This is a genomic window from Haemophilus sp. HMSC71H05, from assembly GCF_001838635.1.
Taxonomy (GTDB): Bacteria; Pseudomonadota; Gammaproteobacteria; order Enterobacterales; family Pasteurellaceae; genus Haemophilus_D; species Haemophilus_D parainfluenzae_R.
The window spans coordinates 40583-63140 of record NZ_KV838028.1 but is presented as its reverse complement, the minus strand read 5'-3'; the positions used below and the strand labels follow the sequence as shown (position 1 = coordinate 63140).

The window sequence follows — 22558 nt, the reverse complement described above, 5'->3', positions numbered from 1 at the left end:
TAAAACCTCTTAAAAACTGACCGCACTTTTTTATTGAGAATATGAGTTTATAGAATTTTAAAACAAGTTTTGATATCATATCGCAGATTTATCAATAACTTAATCTCTGAAGTATAATGAAGAACTTATCTCGCTCTTTTCTTTCTAGTTTATTATTTATTTCCTCTTTCGCGTTGGCGGCGCCAAGCTCACCAAATGCAGATGTAGAAAAACAAATCGATGCCAAACAACAGAGGCAACAAGCTGAACAAGATGCGGCTATTTTAGCCCAGCAAACGCAATCCGCGAATGTGCGTTTAGAGGGTGAAAAAGAAGCCTCTCGTGGCTTTCCACAGAATGAAGCACAATGTTTTCCTATCAATCAATTGGTGCTGACCGATTATCAAGCTGAAGAAGAAAATTCATCAGCCTCTTCCCTTAAATTAATCCAACCAAGCCAATTCTCTTGGGCATTGAAGTCGGTTTATGCTGAGCGTGATTTTACGCTGCCGGCTTGTATTGGTTCTGAGGGGATTAACGTCTTACTTCGCCGTATTCAAAATCGTTTAATTGATTTTGGTTATGTCACGACACGCGTGGTGGTGGAGCCACAGGATTTACGTTCAGGTATGCTCGTACTCACTGTGATTCCGGGTAAAGTAGGTCGTATTCAATTACAAGACCAAAGTGCGATTCCGTTTGCCACCCGTGGTACCTTATGGTTTGCTATGCCAATGGCGCAAGGGGATATATTAAATATTCGCAATATTGAACAAGGTTTAGAAAACTTAAAACGTGTACCGAGTGCTGATGCGAATATGGAGCTTGTGCCAACGGATGCAGTGGGTGAAACCGATGTGGTGATTGCTTATAAGCAAAGCTTACCTTTTCATTTAACTTTGGGACTAGATGACTCAGGCAGTAAAGCTACGGGTCGTTTACAAGGTTCAGCTACGTTTTCTTGGGATAACGTGCTAACACTTAATGATATGTTCTATATCAGTGGTACACGCAGCTTTAAACGTGATAGCGATGATGCGGAAGGCGATTATGGCAGTAAAAATGTCAGTCTCTATTATTCCATTCCTTGGAAGAACTATCTCTTAACGCTTTCCGGTTCAAAATATTCTTATCACCAAACGGTAGCGGGCGCATTTGAGTCTTACACCTATTCGGGTGAAAGCCAACAAATGAAAGCGAATTTAAGTCGCTTATTAACTCGTGGAAGTCTTCATAAAACCTATGTGAATGCCGCGTTATGGACGAAAAAATCTCATAACTACATTAATGACACCGAAATTGAAGTGCAACGTCGTCGAACAGCAGGTTGGGAAGTGGGGCTTAATCACACCCAATACATTGGTGAAACTGTTTTACAACTGTTTGCGAACTATAAACGTGGTACGGGTGGGAATAAATCCTTACCAGCACCGGAAGAAGAATTTGGTGAAGGCACTTCTCGCATGCAGATTTTTACTGCAGGCATTGATTTTACCTATCCTTTCACTATCGGCAATCAACCTTTCCGCTTTAACACCAGTTGGAATGGACAATGGAACGGCACACCTTTAACCCAACAAGATAAATTGAGTATTGGTGGTCGTTATACCGTACGCGGATTTGATGGTGAGCTATCACTTTCCGGTGAAAAAGGTTGGTTATGGCGAAATGAGCTCGGTTGGAATATTGCCAATAAAGGACATGAGCTTTATTTAGGAATAGACCGAGGCAAGGTGCACTCTAGCCAAGAAGAGCTTCAAATTGGTGACAGCTTAATGGGTGGTGCAATTGGACTTCGCGGTAAATTATGGGGCATTAACTATGATTATTTTGTGGGTGTTCCAATTAAAAAACCGGAAGGATTTAGAACTAGTCATGTGACAACCGGATTTAATGTGAGCTACCGTTTTTAATGCTCACGCTTTTAGATGAATAAATTGATTAAAACCAAACAGAATTTAAAACTTTAAAGGAAATTAAAAAATGAATAAACGTCATTATAAAGTGATTTTTAGCCGTGTATTAAACCAGCTTGTGGTGGTCTCTGAGCTGGCAAAATCTCAAGGTAAAGCACAAAGTGAAAATGTGAGCTCAGAACAAGAAAAAACAGGACTATTTTCAACCGCACTTTCACTTAATCCTATTCATTTTAGCTTAATGTTGGCATTAGGCTTTGTCTTCTTATCCCCTTCTGTTCATGCAGAAGATATGGCCATTCGTGCAGATAAATCTGCACCGGGTAATCAACAACCCACAGTACTTCAAACCGGCAATGGTTTACCGCAAGTAAATATTCAGACACCAAGCGCCGGTGGCGTATCACGTAACCAATATTCACAATTTGATGTGGCAGAGAAAGGCGCGGTGTTAAACAATGCTCGTAAAGCGGCACAAACGCAAATGGCAGGCTGGGTGCAAGGTAACCCGAATCTTGCTCGCGGTGAAGCAAAAGTCATTCTTAACGAGGTGAACTCTGCTAATCCAAGCCGTTTAAAAGGTTATGTGGAAGTGGCAGGTAAAAAAGCAGATGTGGTGATTGCCAACCCAAGTGGTATCCAATGTGATGGCTGTGGTGTGATTAATGCTGGACGCACCACGCTGACAACCGGTAAAGCGGAAGTTGAAAATGGCGAGTTGAAAGGCTATCGCGTAAAAGGCGGTAAAGTGACTGTTGGTCAAAAAGGCATGGATAACAGCCAATCCGATTACACCGATATTATCGCGGAGAAAGCCGAAATTAAAGGTGGGGTTTGGTCGAAGAAAGGTATTAAAGTTACCACGGGTAAAAACAACGTTGACCGCACTAATGATTCGGTTGTGTATGTGGGCGATAAAAACACCGACAACACTGACCGCACTTCTGATACCCAAGGCGAAAACCAAAGCTACAGTGTGGATGTGAGCCAATTAGGTGGGATGTATGCGGAGAAAATCCATTTAGTGGATAACGGTCAAGGCCTTGGTGTGCGTAATGCGGGGCATATTGGGGCATCTGCTGGAAGCGTGAAAATCGATAGCCAAGGTAAGATTGTGAATGAAGGCTTTATAGGTGGTAGCGAAAATGCCGAACTCAATGCGAAAAAGAATATTGAGAACCGTGGCACCGTTTATGCTAAAGCTCAGACCCAACTTAATGCTCAAAATATTGATAACAAACAGGGTGTCATTGCCGGTAAACAAGTTCAGCTTAACGCAAATAACGTGGATAACCGCAAGCAATCGGATAAGGGCTCTTTGATTGTTGCAACAGAGAAAGCGAGCATTAAAGCGAAACATGTAGATAACCAAGGGACGAAAGCTGGCGGCAAAACGGAACAAGGTATTCGTGGTGCTCAAGTGGCTATTACAGCTGAAAATCTTTCTAACCAACAAGGGGGCATCTACAGTGATGAGCATACCCAACTAGATGTTGCTCAAACAATTGATAACAAACAAGGTGAGATTGAAGCGGGTAAATCAATTGAGTTAAAAGCGAAGACGTTGGCAAATGAAGGTGATATCAAAACCAAAGGGGATTTGACGGTTCGTTTACAAGATAGTTTAACCTTAAATAACGCTTTCCAAGTTGGTGGTAATTTAGATTTTAAAACCGAAGGGGATTTTAAAAATAATAGCCAATTACGTGTAGGTAATAAGGTAGATGTTAAAGCGGCTAATGTAGAAAACACTAAAGATGCTGAAATTAGTGGTAATGAAACACGCATTAATACAAACACGTTGACTAACCGAGGCTTAATTGATGGTGCATTGACGGTGGCAAAAGCCGTGACCATTAATAACTTAGGTACCGGTCGTATTTATGGTGACCATGTTGCTTTACAGGGGGAGAATTTAAATAACCTTGAAGAAGGGGATAAATCCGCTGTAATTGCTGCACGTGAGCGTTTAGATGTGGGCGTGGATAAAGTTTTAAACCGCAATGAAAGTACTCTTTTAAGTATGGGTAAAATTTATGTGGGTAAAGCGTTGGATGAAAACAACCAAGCGACAGGTAAATCAGCGTATGTTCAAAACTACAATGGCGTGATTGAAGCGCTAAACCTTTACGACAATGCGAAAAGCAAAGCGATCACCTTTAATACTGGTAAGGTAGAGAATAAACATTTCTTCCTTGAAACAGAAAATGTGGATACTTCTTCTACGCCAATTTTTGAGTATCGAATTGGGAATGATTCGACTATCTACGGTAAAGACTCTGGGGTTTATAAAGTAAAACAAGATAATAAGAGTGGTCGCTGGGGACTAAACCGAAAAATAAGAGATCTTTATCATATTTTTTCACCGGATGGCAAAATCGAAAGTGATAACTGGCATCAATATGATTATACCCGCACAGTGAATGAAACCGTGGTACTTAACCCAAAATATCAAGAAGGTAAGATTTTAAGTGGTGGCGGCATTGATTTTAATGATGCGCGTGTAGACAACCAAGACAGTAAAGTGATCGCTGGTGGGGTGATTCAGATTGCGGATGGCCAATTACATAATGATGAGTTGAAAGGTCGTACTATTGTAACGGATGTGGGGAGTGTAACTGAATTTTACAAAGGTGAAAAGTGCAGAATAAGAGTTAAATTTTTTGGGTGTGTAGATAGCTATACTACCACTAAAGATGATACTAGTCCTTACTTTAAGCAAAATAAAAGAGTGAAAGATTTAGGAGTATTTGCTTATAAAGAAAATGTAGCACCTGAATTTACCAATAATAGCGTGGCTAATAAAGGTGATGCGGGGGATGTTGTATTAAATCATCTGACTCAATCGTTGGATAAATCCTCGCTTTATCATGTGAATCCTAATGCACCAAAAGGCTATGTGATTGAAACCGACCCACGTTTTGCGAACAAGCAAAAATGGTTGAGTTCGGATTATATGTTCAATGCATTACGCTACGACTCAAATAATATGTTGAAACGTTTGGGGGATGGTTTTTATGAGTTGCGTTTAGTGAATGAACAAATTAATCAGTTAACTGGTCGTCGTTATCTGGATGGATATCAAAATGCCTTAGAGCAATATAAAGGTTTGATGAACAACGGCATACGTTATGCCAAACAATTTAATTTGGTGCCGGGTGTTGGCTTAACAAAAGAACAAATGGCGGAGCTGACCACTGATTTAGTGTGGATGGTGAATCAGGAAGTGACGCTTCCAAGCGGCAAGAAAATTAATGTGTTAACGCCGAAAATTTACTTAGCGTCTAACCGTACTCAAGTCACTCCAACGGGCTCAGTGATCTCGGGGGATAGTATTGTTGGTTCTGTGAAGGATATGACCAACGAAGGAACGGTACTTGCCGCAAACCTAGTAAATTTATACGGCCAAAATTTAGAGAACAAAGGTCTGGTTTTTGCTAATAATGTCAACCTTAATGCTAAGCAAAAATTAGTGAACCTCGGTGGTAAGATTGTGGCTGCAGATAGCTTATCTCTATACGGTGGAAAATCCGTAGAGCTTGGTGCTACCACAACAGAAACACAAAACCAATTAGGACGTACTGAAACCGGCAATAGGCTTGTCGATCGTCAAAGTGAATTGAAGGTAACTGACAAAGGCGGTGAGTTATCTATTCAAAGTGGTGGCGATATCACCTTGAAGGCAGCAAATGTGAAGTCGGCAGGCACTGTTGATGTGAATGCTAAAGGTAAACTCTTGGTGACGACTGAGAAGCAAAGCAGCAAAGAGCATTATAACTTTAGTAATAACCATCACTATCACTTAGATAAGGAAAGTGAAGTAGGTTCAGTTATTGAGGGTAAAGATGGTGTACGTTTAATTGGACAAGAGGAGACGACACTTCGTCAAGCGAAGGTTAGTAGCGAAGATGGTAAGATGATGGTTGCGTCTAAAGGTGATGTTCTCATTGAAGAAGGTCGTGATATTGAGCATTTAGATCGCCGAAATAAACAAACATTGAAAGGTTTCTTAACCAAAGAAACCGAAGAACGTCGTCATCATCACGATTATAATTTAGCTAAAGGTAGTAGATTACAAGGTAAAAATGTTGAAATACTTTCTCAAACATCAAATGTTTCTGTAAAAGGATCTGACATTCAGGCTAAAGAGAATATTCATTTACAGGGTAATCAAGTAAAAGTCACAGCAAGCCTTGATAAGATGGAGTCCCAAGATTCTTCTTCATTTAAGAAATCAGGATTAAGTGTCTCAGGTAAAGGTGGCGTAATGCAGATTGGTTACCAACGAGACAAATTGAACAATAACGGTTCAAGTTACAACGAAAATGTAAATGGTAGTGAATTAGTTGCAAAAGATGGCAATTTATCTATTTATGCTCAACAGGATGTAGATGTAGATGCTTCACGCTTAGCTTCTGGTAAAGATATGTCGATCACGGGTAAAAATGTTCATTTAAATGCGATGAATGAACAGCATGACAGTGAATATCATCAGGAACAAAAATCGACAGGTTTTGGAATGGGCTTTGTATATGATCCAGTTTCTCGAGCAAAAGAAAACTATCGTCAGAAAGAAGCTCAAGGTGCTACAAAGAGCGTTGTTGGTAAGGCTATGGGGGCCTCTGATGCAGTTGCTGATTCTATAGAATCCATGGTGCGTGGCATACAACCTTATGCTAACCACAATCGTAGTGAATCAAATAAATACAATCAAAAAACTGTCGCAAAAATAACTTCGCTTGAAGCTGGCCGTAATATGAGTATAAATGCTATAGAGGGCGATATTCGCACTCAAGGTAGTAGCATAAGTGCAGAAGGTGATGCGCAGTTTATTGCAGCTAAAAATGTTGATTTTAATGTGGCGGTACACGAGCAATCGCAACATGCTTCATCTCGACAACGAGGAGCCGGTGTAGACGGTTTGGCGAAATATGTGGCAGGGGTGCACACACAGCGAGAAAATGGGGATACTAGTCTTCGGCAAGAGGTTGGTGCTCAGATTTCCATTGGTGGTAAGAGCACTACAATTGCCGAGAACGGTGATATTACTCTAAAAGGAACGACATTTGTCTCTAATGACAAAAATATCCTGCAAGCTAATAATGGCGATGTGAAATTACTGACAGCAGAAACAACGGATAGAAGCACTCAGATGCGCAAAGGGCATAGTGTAGGGGAGGCGGCTATCTCAGATACTGAGCGTTTCTTTGGTTATAATCGCACTAGAATGAATCAGGACGGCGAGCAGATTACGCATAAGGGTAGTCAACTTGCAAGTCTCAATAGCACGGTTGATGTGTATGCGGGTAAAGATTACCTGCAAACAGCAAGTGAAGTTTTAGCCAAAGAGAAGGTCAATATTAATGCTCAAAATATCACTATCAATAATGCAATTAATCACCAAGATAACAGCTATAGTGAGAGTGATTTAAAAATAGGCCAATTTAGTCGTGTAAAATCGCCAATCATCGATTTAATTAACACGATTGAAGGGGCAGCAAAAAATGACAAAGCATCGGATCGCTTGAAAGCAGCGAATGTAATGAGTGTGGCAGCGCAGGGTTATAACTTATATAACGCCTTCAGTAAGATGGCGACAAAAGACCCGAAATCTAACACCTATTTGCTTCGTGTTGAATCGGGTAGCGGTGTGGCACATAGTCGTCAAAGCCAAGAGAGTTTTGGTGATATCAGCCAAGGTAGTCGCATAAATGCCAAAGAGATTAATCTTATTGCTCGCGGTGATGGTAGCTTAAATGAAAAGGGCGAACGTCAATTAGGAAATATCAATTTAACGCATACTGATCTTACATCCCGAGATGAAAATGGTAATAGAATCAAGGATAGTAAAATTACCTTAACCGGCAATGAGTTGAATATCAAAGCTGGTGAAAGCCACACTCAATTTAAAGGACGTAATCAAAGTGTAGGTGTTGAAGCAGGGGTGGCGGCAACAGTAGGTGCTCAAACCGGTATAGGCGTTTATGCACGAGTAGGCGGAAGCAGTGGCAAGGAAGATGGCGAAAGCAAAACTTACCAAGCCAGCCACTTAGACGCACAAACTGTGACTTTAAACAGCCAAGGGGATACTAATCTTATTGGTAGTCAGGTGGCGGCCAATAGGGTGAATGCCAATGTGGGTGGCAAGCTCAACATTGAAAGTTTACAAGACGAAGAACGCTTTAAAACCAAATCAAGCGGAGGCGGTTTAGAAGTGGAATTTGGTTTTGGCAACAACTGGAGCTTGAGCGGTTATGGTAATGCTTCAAAAGGCACAACTCACCGTAAACAAGTGAATGAACAAGCCGGTATTTTTGCTGAAGAAGGCGGTTATCATATCAATGCTGATAGCGTTCAGTTAAAAGGTGGTGCGATTGCGAGCACCAATCCAAAAAATAGTGAATTAGCGACAAATAAACTGACTTTTGAAGATATTCAAAATGAATCAAGCAGCAGTGCAGCGAGCGCAAGCGTTAGCGGCAGCATCAAAGAGTCAAAAGAAAAATGGGTTGATAATGAGACCGGCAGAGCGGTTAAACCGAACACAGAAAATAGTACCAAACTAGACAGTCAACGTAGTGGGGGTATAAGTCCAGGCTTACCAATGTTTGAGCGAGACAGTGACAGTTCGGTTACCAGAGCGACACTGACGGAAGGGACGATTATCTTGAATAAAGATACTCATCCAACCGTCACCACAGCAAAAGAGTTAGGTATCAATACAGACCTTGCCCAAGCTAATAATCAAGTGGCACAGACGAAAGATGTGAAAGCGCAAATCCAAGAGCAGCAACAGATTTCGACAGCTATTGGTAATGTGAAATCGGCTGTGGATACTTATACGTCAAATAAATTAAATGAAGCAGAAACTGCTGAACGACGTGCAAAAGCAGAATATGATAAAGCTCAGGCTAATAATGCAAGTAAGGATGAGTTGAATTTCCTTGAATATCGGTTAAGAGAAGCTAAGCGAGAAGTGGGTGAATGGGGATATGGCGGAGGAAACCGTCGAACTATAGACACCGTCACAGCCCTCTTTACTGGCGTACTCTCAGGGCAAGGTGCTTCAGCCACAACTGTCGCAACCTTATCGCCAACGGTGAATAAACTGATTGCGGATAATACGCATGATAAAGCAACTAATGCACTTGCACATGCCGTATGGGGAGCGATTGAGGCTCAAGTCAATGGCGGAAGAGCAGCACATGGTGCGATAAGTGCAGCAGGGGCTGAATTACTGGCGCCACAAATTGCCTCTATACTTTATGGTAAATCGGAAGCTGATTTAACGCCAGATGAAAAGGCGGGTGTCATTAGTATGGCAAGTCTTGCAGGCGGTATTGCCGGTGCCATAATGAACGGAAAATCAGAAGGTGTTGAAATCATTGGCAATACGGCAATTAATGCACAGATTGCGGAAAATACGGTGACGAACAATTACCTTTCTGGGTGGCAGGCTAAGCAAAGAGATGAAGAGTTTGCGGCATGTAATGGTAGCTTGCGCTGTGAATTAAAAACAGGTGTTTATTGGGAATTGGTGAGTTCGGGACAAGATACTGCTTATGGTGCCGGGCTTGCGACGTCAATTCCAGTGGGGCTTTTTGAAACAGGGAAAGGCATTGCTGAGATTGCGATGCATCCGATTGACTCACTGAATGCGATTAAAACCTTAATTCAAGAAGGCAATTTCACTGAAGCAATGAAACAATCCTATGCGAATAGAATTGATAAGATGATTGTTGAGTATGAGAAAGCGGGTGCAGAAGGGGCTTTCAAGGCCGGTTTAGAGGCAGGTCAATTACTGCAAGAGACGGCGGGAATACTTGCTGGTGGTGCGGGTTTGGCCAAAGTTGGAATTAAGCTAACGAAAACAGCGACAAACTTAGCGAAGAATGTTGTTAAGCATGAAGGAAAGGTGATAAATGTAGCATCAAGTGTAGCTTCAACGGTCAAAGAAACTACTACACTTAAGCCTAAACCAGAAAAAACACTAAATATTGTTTGTGGTATGGGAGAAAAATGTTTTGTAGCGGGCACCTTAATTGAAACTGTAAATGGTTTAAAACCAATAGAGGAAATCCAATATGGTGAACTGATTTGGTCTCGTGAAGAATTTGGTGAGAAATATGCTTATAAACCTGTTTTTGCTAATAAGGTAACGTTAAATCAAGAAACTTTTAAGGTTGTTGTGAAAAATGAAGATGGTAAAACTGAATCCTTTGTCACTACAGCGGAACATCCTTTCTTTGTTGAAGGAAAAGGATGGTTGAAAGCGATTTTACTTAAAGAAGATATGGTTCTACTTGATAGAAATGGCTTACCATCTTTACAAGTGGTATCGCAACAGGCTACTGGAAAACTAGAAACAGTTTATAACATCGCCGTAGAAGAATTTAGCACTTACCATGTAGGGGAATTTGGTGTTTGGGTTCACAATGCAAATTGTTGTGATTTTGTGAATGTAAAATATGGTGATATTGAGGCTAAATTTAAGCAAGGCGGTTGGGTTAATCCAAAAAATGATCGAGTGATGTATATCGATCCTTTTGATGGTAAATTTAAAGATTTTCCAGATGGAGCAAGAGCTTCGGTGGATCATATTTTGCCACAAAGCGCATTTAATAAAATTGATGGTTTTGATAAATTACCAAAACATGTTCAAAATGAATTAATTAATCACCCTATGAATTTACAGCCTTTACCAAAGGAACTAAATTCATCTAAAGGTGCTAAAATTGAAACAGGAACGGAAGGTTGGCAGAGATATGTTAAGGAAAACAAAGATATATCACCAACATATAGAGCGTATTTAGAAAACACTCAAAGAAATATGGTGGCTTTAGTTGAGGAACAGATTAAAAAGAGAGGTCTTAAGTGAAATTTATGACTAAATCTGATTTATATAAAGAGTTTGACGAAGTCTATTTCAACTTATCAGAGCTATGCTTTGATAAAATAAACTTATTTTATCGAAAATTTGATGATTTTGACCCAATGAAATTTGATGGTTTAAATTTAGTAAATAAAGTTGAACCAGAAAATTATCTTATTGAACGATTTAAAGTTATACAGCCTGAGTCATATTCTCATTTATACGATGGAAGATTTTTTTATGCTATTAAAAGAAGCCAGATTCCAGTAATGAATGATATAACTGAATTTGGCGTAATAATTAATGATATTGTTTATTACATAAGTTATGACCCATTTTCATTCTCTAAGGGAGAATATAAGCTACATCATAAAAGTATTCCTTATGAATTGCTTAACTCTTGGTTATTTTTTAGTGATAAATGGATTGTCTCAGAGGGTATAACTTCAAATATATATAAAAGTAATTTACCTTCATTATTATTAATGCCTATTCATTCAATTATAGAAGGTTTTGAAGATAGTCATGGCGTTGCACTTCCTGAATATACAACATTTCTTGAGCAGAAATTTAATCATGCTTTTAGACAAAGCTATGACGATGATAAATTCAATGATAAAAAATATTTTGAATTAAGATGTTTGCTTGATACCCGCTCTAATGATGATTGGAGTAAAACAGGATATCAATTATTTGTGTCTTCACATAATGATGAACGTAATGTTTATGTGATACCTAGAGCAGATGTGATGGGTATTAAAAAGTTGACGAATCCAGCAGAGGCAATAGATCATTATGCTGCTCATTTATTCTCACGTGCTGAGGGTGAGTTTGATTTTATGAAATATGCAGAAGATTTCTAATTAATACAATAAATTAAAGTGCGGTCAATTTTCACAGAGTTTTAAAACCTCTTAAAAATTGACTGCACTTTTTATTTTCAACGATGCTTATGTTAAGTAAATCTTATAATTTCACATCCAACTTCGCGTAAGCACGCTCTACTTTTTCCAATGCTTTTTCTACGGAAATATCACGAGCGAGTAAGACACCTAAACGGCGATGGCCATTGACTTCGCCTTTGCCGAAAATGCGAATATTGGTGTTTGGTTCAGCCAATACTTCGGCGATATTGCCAAATTGCACGTTTTTCGATTGACCTTCTACCACAATGGCTTTGGAAGCGGATGGGCTAATTAAGGTGATTTCTGGGATAGGTAAGCCTAAAATCGCACGGGCGTGTAAGGCGAACTCAGATAACTCTTGAGAAATTAGTGTGACCATGCCGGTATCATGTGGGCGAGGGGAGACTTCATTGAAGATAACCTCATCACCACACACAAACATTTCCACGCCGAAAATACCGCGACCACCTAATGCAGTGGTGATTTTCTCTGCGACCTCTTGTGCTTTTTTCAAGGCTGCATCAGACATAGCTTGTGGTTGCCACGATTCACGATAGTCACCATCTTCTTGACGATGGCCGATTGGCGCTAAGAAGCTGGTGCCATTAATGTGGCGAACGGTGAGTAAGGTGATTTCATAATCGAATTTAACAAACCCTTCTACAATCACGCGTCCTGCACCTGCACGACCACCTTGTTGAGCGTAATCCCAGGCTTTTTGTAAATCGTCTTTGGATTTTAAAATACTTTGACCGTGGCCAGAAGAAGACATAATCGGTTTTACCACGCAAGGAATACCGATTTTTTCAACCGCACTTTGGAAGTCCGCAAAGTTATCGACAAATTGATAAGGTGAGGTTGGCAAGCCAAGCTCTTCAGCGGCTAAACGGCGAATGCCTTCGCGATTCATCGTCAGCTTGGTGGCTTTGGCGGTAGGCACAACATTAAACCCTGCTTTTTCTAATTCAATCAGCGTATCGGTCGCGATAGCTTCCACTTCCGGCACGATGTAATCTGGGCGCTCTTTTTCCACTAAGGCTTTGAGGGCTGCACCATCTAGCATAGAAATCGTATAAGCACGATGTGCCACTTGTTGTGCTGGGGCATTTTCATAACGATCGACGGCAATCACTTCCACGCCTAAACGTTGTAATTCAATCACCACCTCTTTGCCCAGTTCACCAGAGCCAAGCATCATCACTTTGATAGCATTCGGGGTTAATGCTGTACCTAAGGTTGTCATGTTGTGTCCTTATTTTAAGAAAGATTCATCAAGCGCTAAATCGTCATTTTTATTAATCCCCACACCGCGAGCAATCACATTTTTAGCAATATCATGTGCTTCTTCTAAAGAATGCTCGGTGTAAGTCCCACATTGGTATTCGTTTAATTCAGGAATTTGGTTTTGATCTTGCACGGTTAAAATATCTTTCATGGAAGCTAACCATGCATCAGCCACTTGTTGCTCGTTTGGTATGCCAATTAATGACATGTAAAAACCTGTGCGACAGCCCATTGGGGAAATATCGATGATTTCTACATTGTCATTGTTTAAATGGTCACGCATGAAGCCCGCAAATAAATGCTCAAGGGTGTGAATCCCTTTTGGTGGGAGAATTTCTTTGTTTGGAATGCAAAAACGGAGATCAAAAACAGTGATGTCATCGCCCTTTGGGGTACGCATGGTTTTGGCAACGCGCACAGCTGGTGCGTTCATACGGGTGTGATCCACTTTAAAACTGTCGAGTAATGGCATATTTATTTCCTTGAAAATCAGTGATTTGTAAATTAATTACAAGTTTTTGTAAATTTTTTTACATTTTTTTACAATTTCTTTGAACTTTTCTTTTTAGCGTCGGTCTTATAAAACAAGCAACTTGCAGTTGTTTTAATAAAATTGGTTCCTTAGGTTATTTGCCCCTTACTTGATAAGGGGCGTTTTTTTATCTATTGAATATTAATTCGTCGTTATTCTAGCCCACAACCAGGTTATGCACAAAGGCTATTCACGGCTATGACACGAAAGGTAAACTGAAAAAGAGCAAGGCAATATAACGGAGTCCTTTTCCAATCGTCATAAAAATCAAACAACTGAGCCAATTCAATCGAAGCCAACCGGCTACCGCACAAAATACATCCCCGATAATAGGCAACCAGCTCAGTAATAAAGTGATAGCACCATAGCGTTGTATTTTGTTTATCGCCCATAAAGTGCGGTCATTTTTGCTGTCGATTTTCGGAAACCATCGTCCAATCCAATAAGTGGTGAGGCTGCCTAGTGTATTGCCTGCGGTTGCTAGAAAAACAAGCCAAAAAATATCCGCACTTAATAATGACCCGACCAATACTTTTGGCGCAGCCAGGGAGACAAACACAATTTCTGAATTACCTGGCAAGATGGTGGCACTTAAGAAAGCGCTGAAAAACATTAGCCACAAGCCATGGGTTTGCCAGAAATCAGCCCAAAAGCTGAAAGAGAAAATGTCCCACATTAGGCTCTAATAATCTCTCGTGTTCTAACATCAAATACATCCATCCCCGCACTTAATCCCGCTTTTACGCCGAGATCGGCATCTTCAAAGACGATACAGCGTGATGGTTCGGCTTTTGCCAGTTCTGCACAGCGTAAAAAGGTTTCTGGATGCGGTTTATGTTCTTTCACATCATCAGCGCTGACAATGGCGTTAAAGTAATGTTTGATGTCTAATTTTTGCATCAACATATCAATGATTTGGCGGTTCGAACCTGAACCGAGCGCAATAGGTTTTTGTTGATAGTAATGACGCACCACGTCAAAGGTTGGGAGTAATTTTGATTCTGTTGGAATCAATTCATAAGAAAGTTTGCGTTTTGCTTGTATGACTTCATTTAAACGTTCTTGTGGCATGCCGGCATCTTGCATAATGGCTGAGGCGATAGTGCTCACGGTTGCACCACCTAAATCATACATAATTTGGCTGTTAAAACGATAACCAAATTGTTCCCCCACCATGTTCCACGCACGGGCGTGTACTGGCATGGTGTCGATTAAAGTGCCATCCATATCAAAAATCAGGCCATCATATTTTTCAAAAAGTCTGTTATCTATCATTTATTGCTTTCCTAGTTAGTAAATTTTTTCACTTTGTTTCAATTTTGTGATCTGTGCACTGGTAATTTTATGAAATAGCGGTAAAGTTATCCTATCTTAAAAAGGAATGTTATGTCGTTACTCAAACAATTAACCCGTTGGAAAATTCGCGGTCAGATTGATCAGGACGTTATTGATATTATTCTGACTTTGCAAAGTCGCCTCGAGCATCATTGGCGCATTGATGTGTCTATTCCGACCGTCATTACGCTCTTATTGCATATTGCCAACAGCCTTGCTCGCTTAAAACGAGGCGGTTGCGTTTCTCCGCTTCATCAACCTTTTTATGATGAAATGCAAAGTGCGGTCATTTTCCCTGATGTTTTGGAAATTCACCACGATTTGCTTTCTTTTATTCCGCAAGAAATTCCCGAAGCTGAGCAGAGCTATTATCTTGCCAATATTTATAGCTTGCTGTTGGAGCAAGATAAAAAATAAGGGCATAAAAGCCCCTATTCTATCAGTTAAAAATCAAACTGAGTTCTAAATCTTTGAGTAAATTGCTTTCTAAGCGCAAATCATTCCATACTAATGGATTATTATCCAAGTAATGTTTCTCAAAAGTCAGTTCCCAAGTCTGCAAAGAGCGGTCAATTCTGAGGTTGATTTTATCGGTGCTATCTGTCGCCTGACGAGATTTATTTAAAATCACCGAAATGCGTAAAAGAATAAGTAAAACAAGGACATCTTCATCTGCATAACGAGCAAAAATCGGTAAATCATTCTTTTTAAATGCGCCCGTGTGATAACGAACTAAATTCACCAATAAGCGTTGTTGCTCACGATCAAAACCCGGTAATTCCATATTTTGCAGAATATAAGCAGAATGTTTTTGCACATTGCGATGATTGATTACAATGCCGACTTCCAATAAACGCGCTGCCCAAATCAACAGATTTTTCATTTCATCAGCAAGATGAGGTTTTTGCCAATGGGTATATTGGTCAATTAAGGTTTTCGCACTATTGGCCACGCGATCAGCTTGCGCTAAATCTAAGTTAAATTGTTCGGCAAGTCCTAATGCAGTACGAGTACGGATGTCTGAAACCTGGAAGTTTTGTTCCAGGCTGTAAATCACCCCTTCACGCAAAGCACCGTCAGAATAGCGCATATTTTCTAAACCAAAAACGTCAAAAACAGCGCTTAAAATGGCTAGGCCTGGCACAAAGACATCGACGCGATCAGGGTTTAATCCTGCGATATTGAGCTCTTCAAAATGAGAAGCTTGTAAGGTTCGTTCAATTAAATTTTGTAAGCGTTCAGCGGTGATGATGCCGTTCGGGTCAAGGGTTGCGGTAATCACTTGATAGACGGTTTTGATGGTGCCCGATGAGCCTAACACTGATTGCCACCCGAGCTTGCGATATTCCCAGCTTAAATCTTCAATTTTATTGACCGCACTTTGGCGAGCTTGCTCGAAGTTTTCTTTTGAAATTTCGCCATTCGGGAAGAATTTTTTGGCAAAGCTCACACATCCCATATGACGACTTTCTGCCACTAAGGGGGTGAAATCGTCACCGATGATCATTTCAGTCGAACCACCACCAATATCGATGACTAGTTTACGTCCGCTTTCTGGTTGAGTGTGGCAAACGCCTGCATAAATGGTTTTGGCTTCTGTTTGACCGCTGATGATATTGATCGGATAAGGAAAAACGGCAGCAGCCTGACGTAAAAATTCGTCATTATTGACCGCTCTTCGTAAGGTATAAGTGCCTACGACATTCACATCTTTCGGTTCAAAGCCTTGTAAGCGTTCAGCAAAAAGTGCAAGACAACTTACACCGCGCTCAATGGCTTCTTGGCTTAATACATTGTGCTCATCTAAGCCGTCGGCGAGCCTCACTTTTTGTTTTAAACGAGAAAGCACCTGAATCGAACCATTGATAATCCGCGCCACAATCATGTGGAAGCTGTTTGAGCCTAAATCAATGGCGGCAATCTCCCGGGTCTCACCTCGGTGATGAGGTTCTGCGAGTTGAGCCAGTTGCTTGTCGTTGCGCATGTCCTTTCCTAAAATTCAAATTGATACAATAAATCAAAAACTTGGTTTGTGCTGGAAACTGATTGGAAATAAAGTTGCGGCATTAAGCGGTAACGCAAGGTCACTTCGGCTAAGCCATCAAACAATCCTACACCGTATTTCACTTGTAAGCGTTTACCAATATTACCACTAACTTGTACTTTGGAGCTATCCCCAACACCGGCAGTGCCTAAGTTTAAGTCTTGAATACCAAAGGCTTCGCCAATACCGCCGACTACTTTACCACTTTTCGCCAAACCTAAGCCAAGTAATGCCGCACCTACAGAACCACTAGAACCTGCTTCACCACTGTTTTCTAATGAGCGACCGGTTAATAAATAAGAAAGTGCCTGGTCTTGAGATTTGGCTGGGTCAGAGAAAATGGTGACTTGTGGGCTAGATGCCATACCAATCACTTTTACCCCTGCTGTGACCTTATTGTCCTCCATGGCTTCTGGGTTACGAATAGCTTCAATATTTAACATTGGTTGTGAAGGTAAACCTGAGAAGCTGATTTGCCCTTTACGAATTAATAAATCCTGTCCAAAAGAGGCATAACGACCATTTTTTAGGTTAATTTGACCAAATAAACCTAATTTGCCTTTATCCTGTTTCACAGAAAGTAATCCGTTTAAATTGGTTTTTAATCCATAGGCATCTAAATGCACATCGTCGCCGATTTTAATTTTTAAATCAGATTGAATTTGCATGCCAGATTTGGTTTCTGAAGCAAATTGGCGATTAATGAGTTCTTCTTTACTTTTTCTTGGACCATTTAAAATGACTTCATCTTCACTCACTGGTTCAGCATTGTCCGGTAAGCTTTCAATGGCAATTCTTGCCCAAGGGATATCCACATTACCACTCAAATCTAAGAGTTTTGGTGACGCTTTGACAACCACATTTGGGCTGACTTTTAATTTCGCCATGGATGGAATATCAACTTTGAAATTATCTGCTTGCGCTCTAACTTCTGCCGTCCAGTTATCCATGTGAGCCCAGTTAGCTTGTCCATTAATATTTAGTTTGCTATCTGGTGTTTGAACATTGCCATTTAAGGTTGAAGAGGTGCCATTAAAGCGAATTGCTACTTGGCCATCAGTCACATCAAAAGGCAGGCTTTTCAGTTTCGTTTTCACATTTCGAATGTCGAAATTGCCATTTAATAATGGTTTTTCTAAGTTACCACCGAAACTTAAGCGTGAGACCACTTCACCATCTATGCTTTCACCGCTGGAGAAAAGTTGATTGGCTAAGGATAAGCGTAAACCTTCAATCGTAAAGGTACCGCCTAATTGACGACCTTTACTTAAATCATGAATTTTTAAGTCTGTGCCTATTCGACCTTGATTTTGAACGTTAATGTCAGATTTCAAGGTTAAATTGTTATTTTGAATATCGGCATTCACACTTAATTTAGGAATATCCAGCTTAAAGGTACGGTAGTCTAATTTTTGTGCCACACCAATGTTATTACCTTCCACTACCACATTCAGTTGTAACGGTTTATTCGTGAACCACGCCACTTTTCCTCGGCTTTGTAATTGGCCTTTGAGCGTGTCTTGTCCCATCAATTTATTCACTAAATCTAAATTAATACGTTTAAGCTCAAAAGGGACTTCGCCGTTTTTCCCTGCCGTAAATTGTTGAGGGAAACACAGATCTAAGTCTTGGTTAATCCAGCAGTGTGAACCAATGGTGGCTTGGATTTTTTTATTGTCATAAGTCACCGGAATGGTTTGATTCACTTTAAAGTCACCAATAGGTGAGTTTAGGCTCACTTGGCTTAAATTGCCTTTCCATTGCAGAGAAGTGCGGTCAAAATTACCAGTGATTTGTAAATCAGCTGCAACAGGTTCACCTTTGGATTTTAAGGTAAGCGTATGATGTTTTTCATCACCTGATGCATTCAAATCAATATTATGTAATTTGATGCTGTCACCATAACGGAAGTTTTCCGCTTTGATGGTAAGTTCACCTTTTACTTGAGGTTCACTCACAACATTACCTTTAATTAAGGCTTTGGATAAGTCTAACCCTTGGAAGTGCAAACCTTGTGCCGTTAAATCAGTATTAATGGTTGGCGCAGTAAGCTTACCTAAAATCTGTGCTTTACCAACGACGGAGCCCGATAAATCTTGCCACAGGCCACGTAAGCTTGGTGCGTTGATATCTAAATCTAAGTTTGATTTATCACCCAATGTACCTTTTGCCGCAATGCGGTTATCGCCATAGTTCAGCAATAGATCAGGAATGTTTAATAAGGTTTCATTACTTAAAAAGACACTACCTTTTAAGCTTAATGTGCGAGAGGAAAGACTACCGGTTAAATCCACGGTAGGCACATCCACTTTCCAATGATTGGAATCAGCGGAACCTTGAGAGCTCACTTTGCCCGATAATACGGCTGGCATGGCTGGCACATAAGGGCGAATGTTCATTTTGTTTAAATCAGCGGTTACATCCCATTGCGCGCCATCTTTCCAGTTTGAGGAACCCGTTAAACGTGCCGTACCATCTAGGGCAGCAAGTTTTAATTCGTTGAGGATGACTTCATAGAGTTTACCGTCTGCATTCAAATCAACGTGGGTATGAGGGATATGATCCATCCCCTCCACGCCACCAACAACTTCTGCGTGATAATTCAATAAATCGCCAGTAAGCTTGATATCAACATCGTTAATCTTGAGTGGTGCTAGGCTGTCTGCAAAAGCATATTGACCTTTTTTCGCTTTTAATTGCAGATTTAATGGCATTTTATCTTCAGCCAGTTTCACATCACCTGTTAAGGTGGCATCAAGCACCCCCTGTGTGGTTAACGAAAATGCGGTCGTTTTTTTCAAGGAGCCCGATACATTGAGATCAACTTTGCTGGCAGGCAGAATGGTTTTATCTTTTGATTTAAAGGCTTGGAGATCCGATTTTAATGTGAGATCAACTGGAAAATCGTCATTGAGCTGGAGTTGCCCTTGGCTAGAAAGTGTACCAAGAGAGCTGTCAATGTCGAGTTTTTGTAATTTCACTAAATGATCGGTGGCATCTGCTTGCAATTCCACTTTAGGCACAGTGATTTTTTGGATTTCTTCGCCTTTTTCATTGAGCGATTGATATTGCCAGTTTGTACCCAAAAAACTTGGAATGTGCATATCAAAAGGCAAGTTCACCGCATTTAAATTACCTAAAAAAGCCGGTGTGAGTGTTTGCTCAATTTGCGCCCAATCAACGGGTTTAGCGGGTTCTTTTTTCTCAGGTTGAGGTGTATTCGGTTGAGTTTGGGAGACAGTTGAGAAAAGCACGTCTGAAAGCGTGGTGGGCTCAAGGGTAAGGCCAGATTCATTGTTTAAACTGATCGCACTTTGAAAAGACGAAAACGTAATATTGCTTTGATCGAGTTTCATATCAAAGTCAGTAATCGCCACATTTTTCACTTGCACAGAAACCGGTAAATGGATTTTTTCCATTGGACCACTTTCCGTTTGTTTCTCTTCAGAAGGTGGCATGACACTGGTATCAATGGCAATTTTCGGCTGCGTTAAGCTGAGATCATCAACAATAATATCACCCGAAAGTAAACGAGCTAAATGCAGTTGTAATTGCGTTTTAGGGAGTGCCACATCTACGCCGGTTGTTTGAAAACGTAAATTTTCTAAGACTAAACCATCTTGTAAGCCACCGCTGACTTGCTCAATAGATAAGCTATCGAGCATTTTATCGGCGAGTTGAATAAGTGCACGTTGTCCACTATCAAAAGACAGTGCTGTGACTAAGCCTAAAACAGGAATAAAAATGACCGCACTTCCGACACATAAAATTTTACGGCAGGTCTTTTTCTTTTTAACGGGTTGTGTGGTTTGGTTATCTGGTTGTGTTTCTTGTTCAGACATAGTCATACCCTAAATTTCAGCCCCTAAGCCAATGTAAAATTGAATGTTTTTGCTGTTATCTTTATCTCGAATTGGCGTTGCAATATCAAATTTGATGGCGCCAATTGGCGATGCCCAACGTACACCGACACCCGCACCATAACGCAATTCGGTGGCTTTGTAAGAGTTAGCCGCCAAGCCTGTGTCTGCAAACACGGCACCCCACCAGTTAGGGTAAACTTGATATTGATATTCAAGGCTACCTGTTACTAAACGAGAACCACCAACTAATTTCCCCTCTTTATTTTTCGGTGAAATTTTCTTATAGCCATAACCTCGCACGCTGCGATCGCCCCCTGCAAAGAAACGTAGTGCAGGTGGAATTTTTCGAATATCAGGCGTATTTAAATAACCAATTTCTGCACGGGTAATAAAACGGTGATTTTCTGCGTACGTACGAATCCAGGCGGTAGAAGCTTGAACTTTAAAGAAATTAGCATCGGACATCCAAAGCTTATTCCCTAAATCAACCGTGATTTTTTGGGTATCTCCCCATGTTGGGAATTGACCACCTCTTAAACGGGTACGGTTAAAGCCCCCAGTTGGATAAACCAGGAAGGTTTTATCGGTGAAATCAGCTTGTGTGTAGCTGTCATAACGGACACGAAGACCCGCAAAATATTGCCAACCCTCGCTATTATTCCAATAGCGTAATGCAGCGAAAGTGAGGGCTTTGGTATCCGTATCGTTTTTATTTTCTTTTTCATAACCGGTTGAAAATTCATAATAATAATTTAATGGATTTTTCAACAATGGCATTTTATAGGTGGCTTCAAAGTTTTGTTTTGGCGCAGAGACATAAAGATTTGTACGGAAACTATGGCCTCGGCTATTGATCCAAGGTTTTGTCCAACCAATTTGGACATGAGGGCCTGTATCAGTCGCAAAACCGACCCCAAGCTCCATTGAGTTTTTCTTACGTGGATAAAGTAAAAGTTCGATATCGACTAATTTCTCTTCTTCGCGGACATGCGGTTGTAAAAGTACGGAGCTAAACCAGTTGGTGGAAGAAAAATTATTGGTTAATTCAGATAAATCACTGACTAAATAAGGATCGCCCGATTTGATGTTGAGCATGTTTTGCAAATAATCTTCGCGAATTTGGGAATGGTTGAAGGTGATATTGCCATAATGATAACGTACGCCACTATCAAATAGCATACGCCACCATGCTTCATGCGTTTCTGGGCTGATTTCTAAGCGAGAAATTTGGAATTTTCCGTCAAGATAACCACGAGCTAGCGCAAGGTTTGAAATGCTGCTTTTATAATCATCGTATTTTTGATGCTCAACTAACTCACCTTGTTTTGGCAAGTTTTTACGGAGTGCCGTGAAGTTTTCGTCTTCTGCCGCTTCGCCTGTAATTTCAACGTCTGTTCCTGCAATTTTACTTGGCTCACCCGGGGTGACATTCGCAATAAGTAAATCTCGTTGACCTTTACGTTTTTTCAATTCAAAGGTCACGGAAGAACCATAATAACCAAAGACTCGAAGGCCTTTATCGACAGCATCTGAAACTAATTGTTTATACCGATCTGAGCCATCCATCTCGCCTTTATCAATGAGATTGACATTCATGTCAGTATTGCGAATGGCGCGTTCACCCTTAATACCGCGGATCTCAATATCTACGGTTTGTTCTGCAAGGGCTGAAAAACTCATCCATCCAAGCAAAAGTGCGGTTATTTTTAACGAAATTTTTTTCATTTTATTACAAGCTAAACTTTAAGAAGGTCCACATCAAACCGCCCTAGTTTACCCATAAAATAAGTGGATTACCAACGCAATTATGGATGGGATTTGAAATTGT

At 40.5% G+C, this 22558-nt stretch carries 11 protein-coding genes; 4 read left to right on the top strand and 7 right to left on the bottom strand.

What is annotated here, in order from left to right; genetic code table 11:
- Positions 1 to 116 precede the first annotated feature (116 nt).
- From HMPREF3279_RS04125 to HMPREF3279_RS04115, 3 genes are all read left to right on the top strand, one after another.
- Positions 117 to 1892, top strand: a complete 1776-nt coding sequence (locus tag HMPREF3279_RS04125; RefSeq protein WP_070868175.1) for a ShlB/FhaC/HecB family hemolysin secretion/activation protein — start codon at positions 117 to 119, stop codon at positions 1890 to 1892.
- A gap of 70 nt (positions 1893 to 1962) precedes the next feature.
- On the top strand, positions 1963 to 10773 hold the full coding sequence (locus tag HMPREF3279_RS04120) for a two-partner secretion domain-containing protein (protein ID WP_083327166.1): 8811 nt from the start codon (positions 1963 to 1965) through the stop codon (positions 10771 to 10773).
- 5 nt (positions 10774 to 10778) lie between these two features.
- Positions 10779 to 11630, top strand: a complete 852-nt coding sequence (locus HMPREF3279_RS04115) for a hypothetical protein (protein ID WP_243583402.1) — start codon at positions 10779 to 10781, stop codon at positions 11628 to 11630.
- 103 nt (positions 11631 to 11733) lie between these two features.
- Here HMPREF3279_RS04115 and purT read toward each other — a convergent pair whose 3' ends face one another.
- From purT to HMPREF3279_RS04095, 4 genes are all read right to left on the bottom strand, one after another.
- Positions 11734 to 12915, bottom strand: coding sequence for a formate-dependent phosphoribosylglycinamide formyltransferase (gene purT / locus HMPREF3279_RS04110; protein WP_070868173.1), 1182 nt, complete (start codon positions 12913 to 12915; stop codon positions 11734 to 11736).
- A 9-nt stretch (positions 12916 to 12924) separates the two neighbouring features.
- Positions 12925 to 13428, bottom strand: coding sequence for an S-ribosylhomocysteine lyase (luxS, locus tag HMPREF3279_RS04105; protein ID WP_070868172.1), 504 nt, complete (start codon positions 13426 to 13428; stop codon positions 12925 to 12927).
- A 256-nt stretch (positions 13429 to 13684) separates the two neighbouring features.
- A complete protein-coding gene (locus HMPREF3279_RS04100; protein WP_070853235.1) occupies positions 13685 to 14164 on the bottom strand; it encodes a YqaA family protein in 480 nt (159 codons plus the stop codon).
- Positions 14164 to 14763, bottom strand: a complete 600-nt coding sequence (locus tag HMPREF3279_RS04095) for a beta-phosphoglucomutase family hydrolase (RefSeq protein WP_005694997.1) — start codon at positions 14761 to 14763, stop codon at positions 14164 to 14166. The genes HMPREF3279_RS04100 and HMPREF3279_RS04095 overlap by 1 nt, the downstream gene beginning before the upstream one ends.
- Before the next feature lie 111 nt (positions 14764 to 14874).
- On the opposite strand from HMPREF3279_RS04095, the gene HMPREF3279_RS04090 reads away from it, so the two are divergent.
- The gene (locus tag HMPREF3279_RS04090) at positions 14875 to 15240 is read left to right on the top strand and encodes a PRD domain-containing protein (protein ID WP_070868171.1); all 366 of its coding nucleotides are present in this window, start codon (positions 14875 to 14877) and stop codon (positions 15238 to 15240) included.
- A 22-nt stretch (positions 15241 to 15262) separates the two neighbouring features.
- Here HMPREF3279_RS04090 and ppx read toward each other — a convergent pair whose 3' ends face one another.
- Genes ppx through HMPREF3279_RS04075 form a run of 3 tightly spaced genes read right to left on the bottom strand, consistent with a single transcriptional unit; the run spans position 15263 to position 22455 of the window.
- Positions 15263 to 16807, bottom strand: a complete 1545-nt coding sequence (ppx, locus tag HMPREF3279_RS04085) for an exopolyphosphatase (RefSeq protein ID WP_070868170.1) — start codon at positions 16805 to 16807, stop codon at positions 15263 to 15265.
- A gap of 8 nt (positions 16808 to 16815) precedes the next feature.
- A complete protein-coding gene (locus HMPREF3279_RS04080) occupies positions 16816 to 20715 on the bottom strand; it encodes an autotransporter assembly complex protein TamB (protein WP_070868169.1) in 3900 nt (1299 codons plus the stop codon).
- A gap of 3 nt (positions 20716 to 20718) precedes the next feature.
- Positions 20719 to 22455 carry an autotransporter assembly complex protein TamA gene (locus HMPREF3279_RS04075; protein WP_070868168.1) on the bottom strand — a complete coding sequence of 579 codons (1737 nt, stop codon included), beginning with the start codon at positions 22453 to 22455 and terminating at the stop codon, positions 20719 to 20721.
- Positions 22456 to 22558 lie beyond the last annotated feature (103 nt).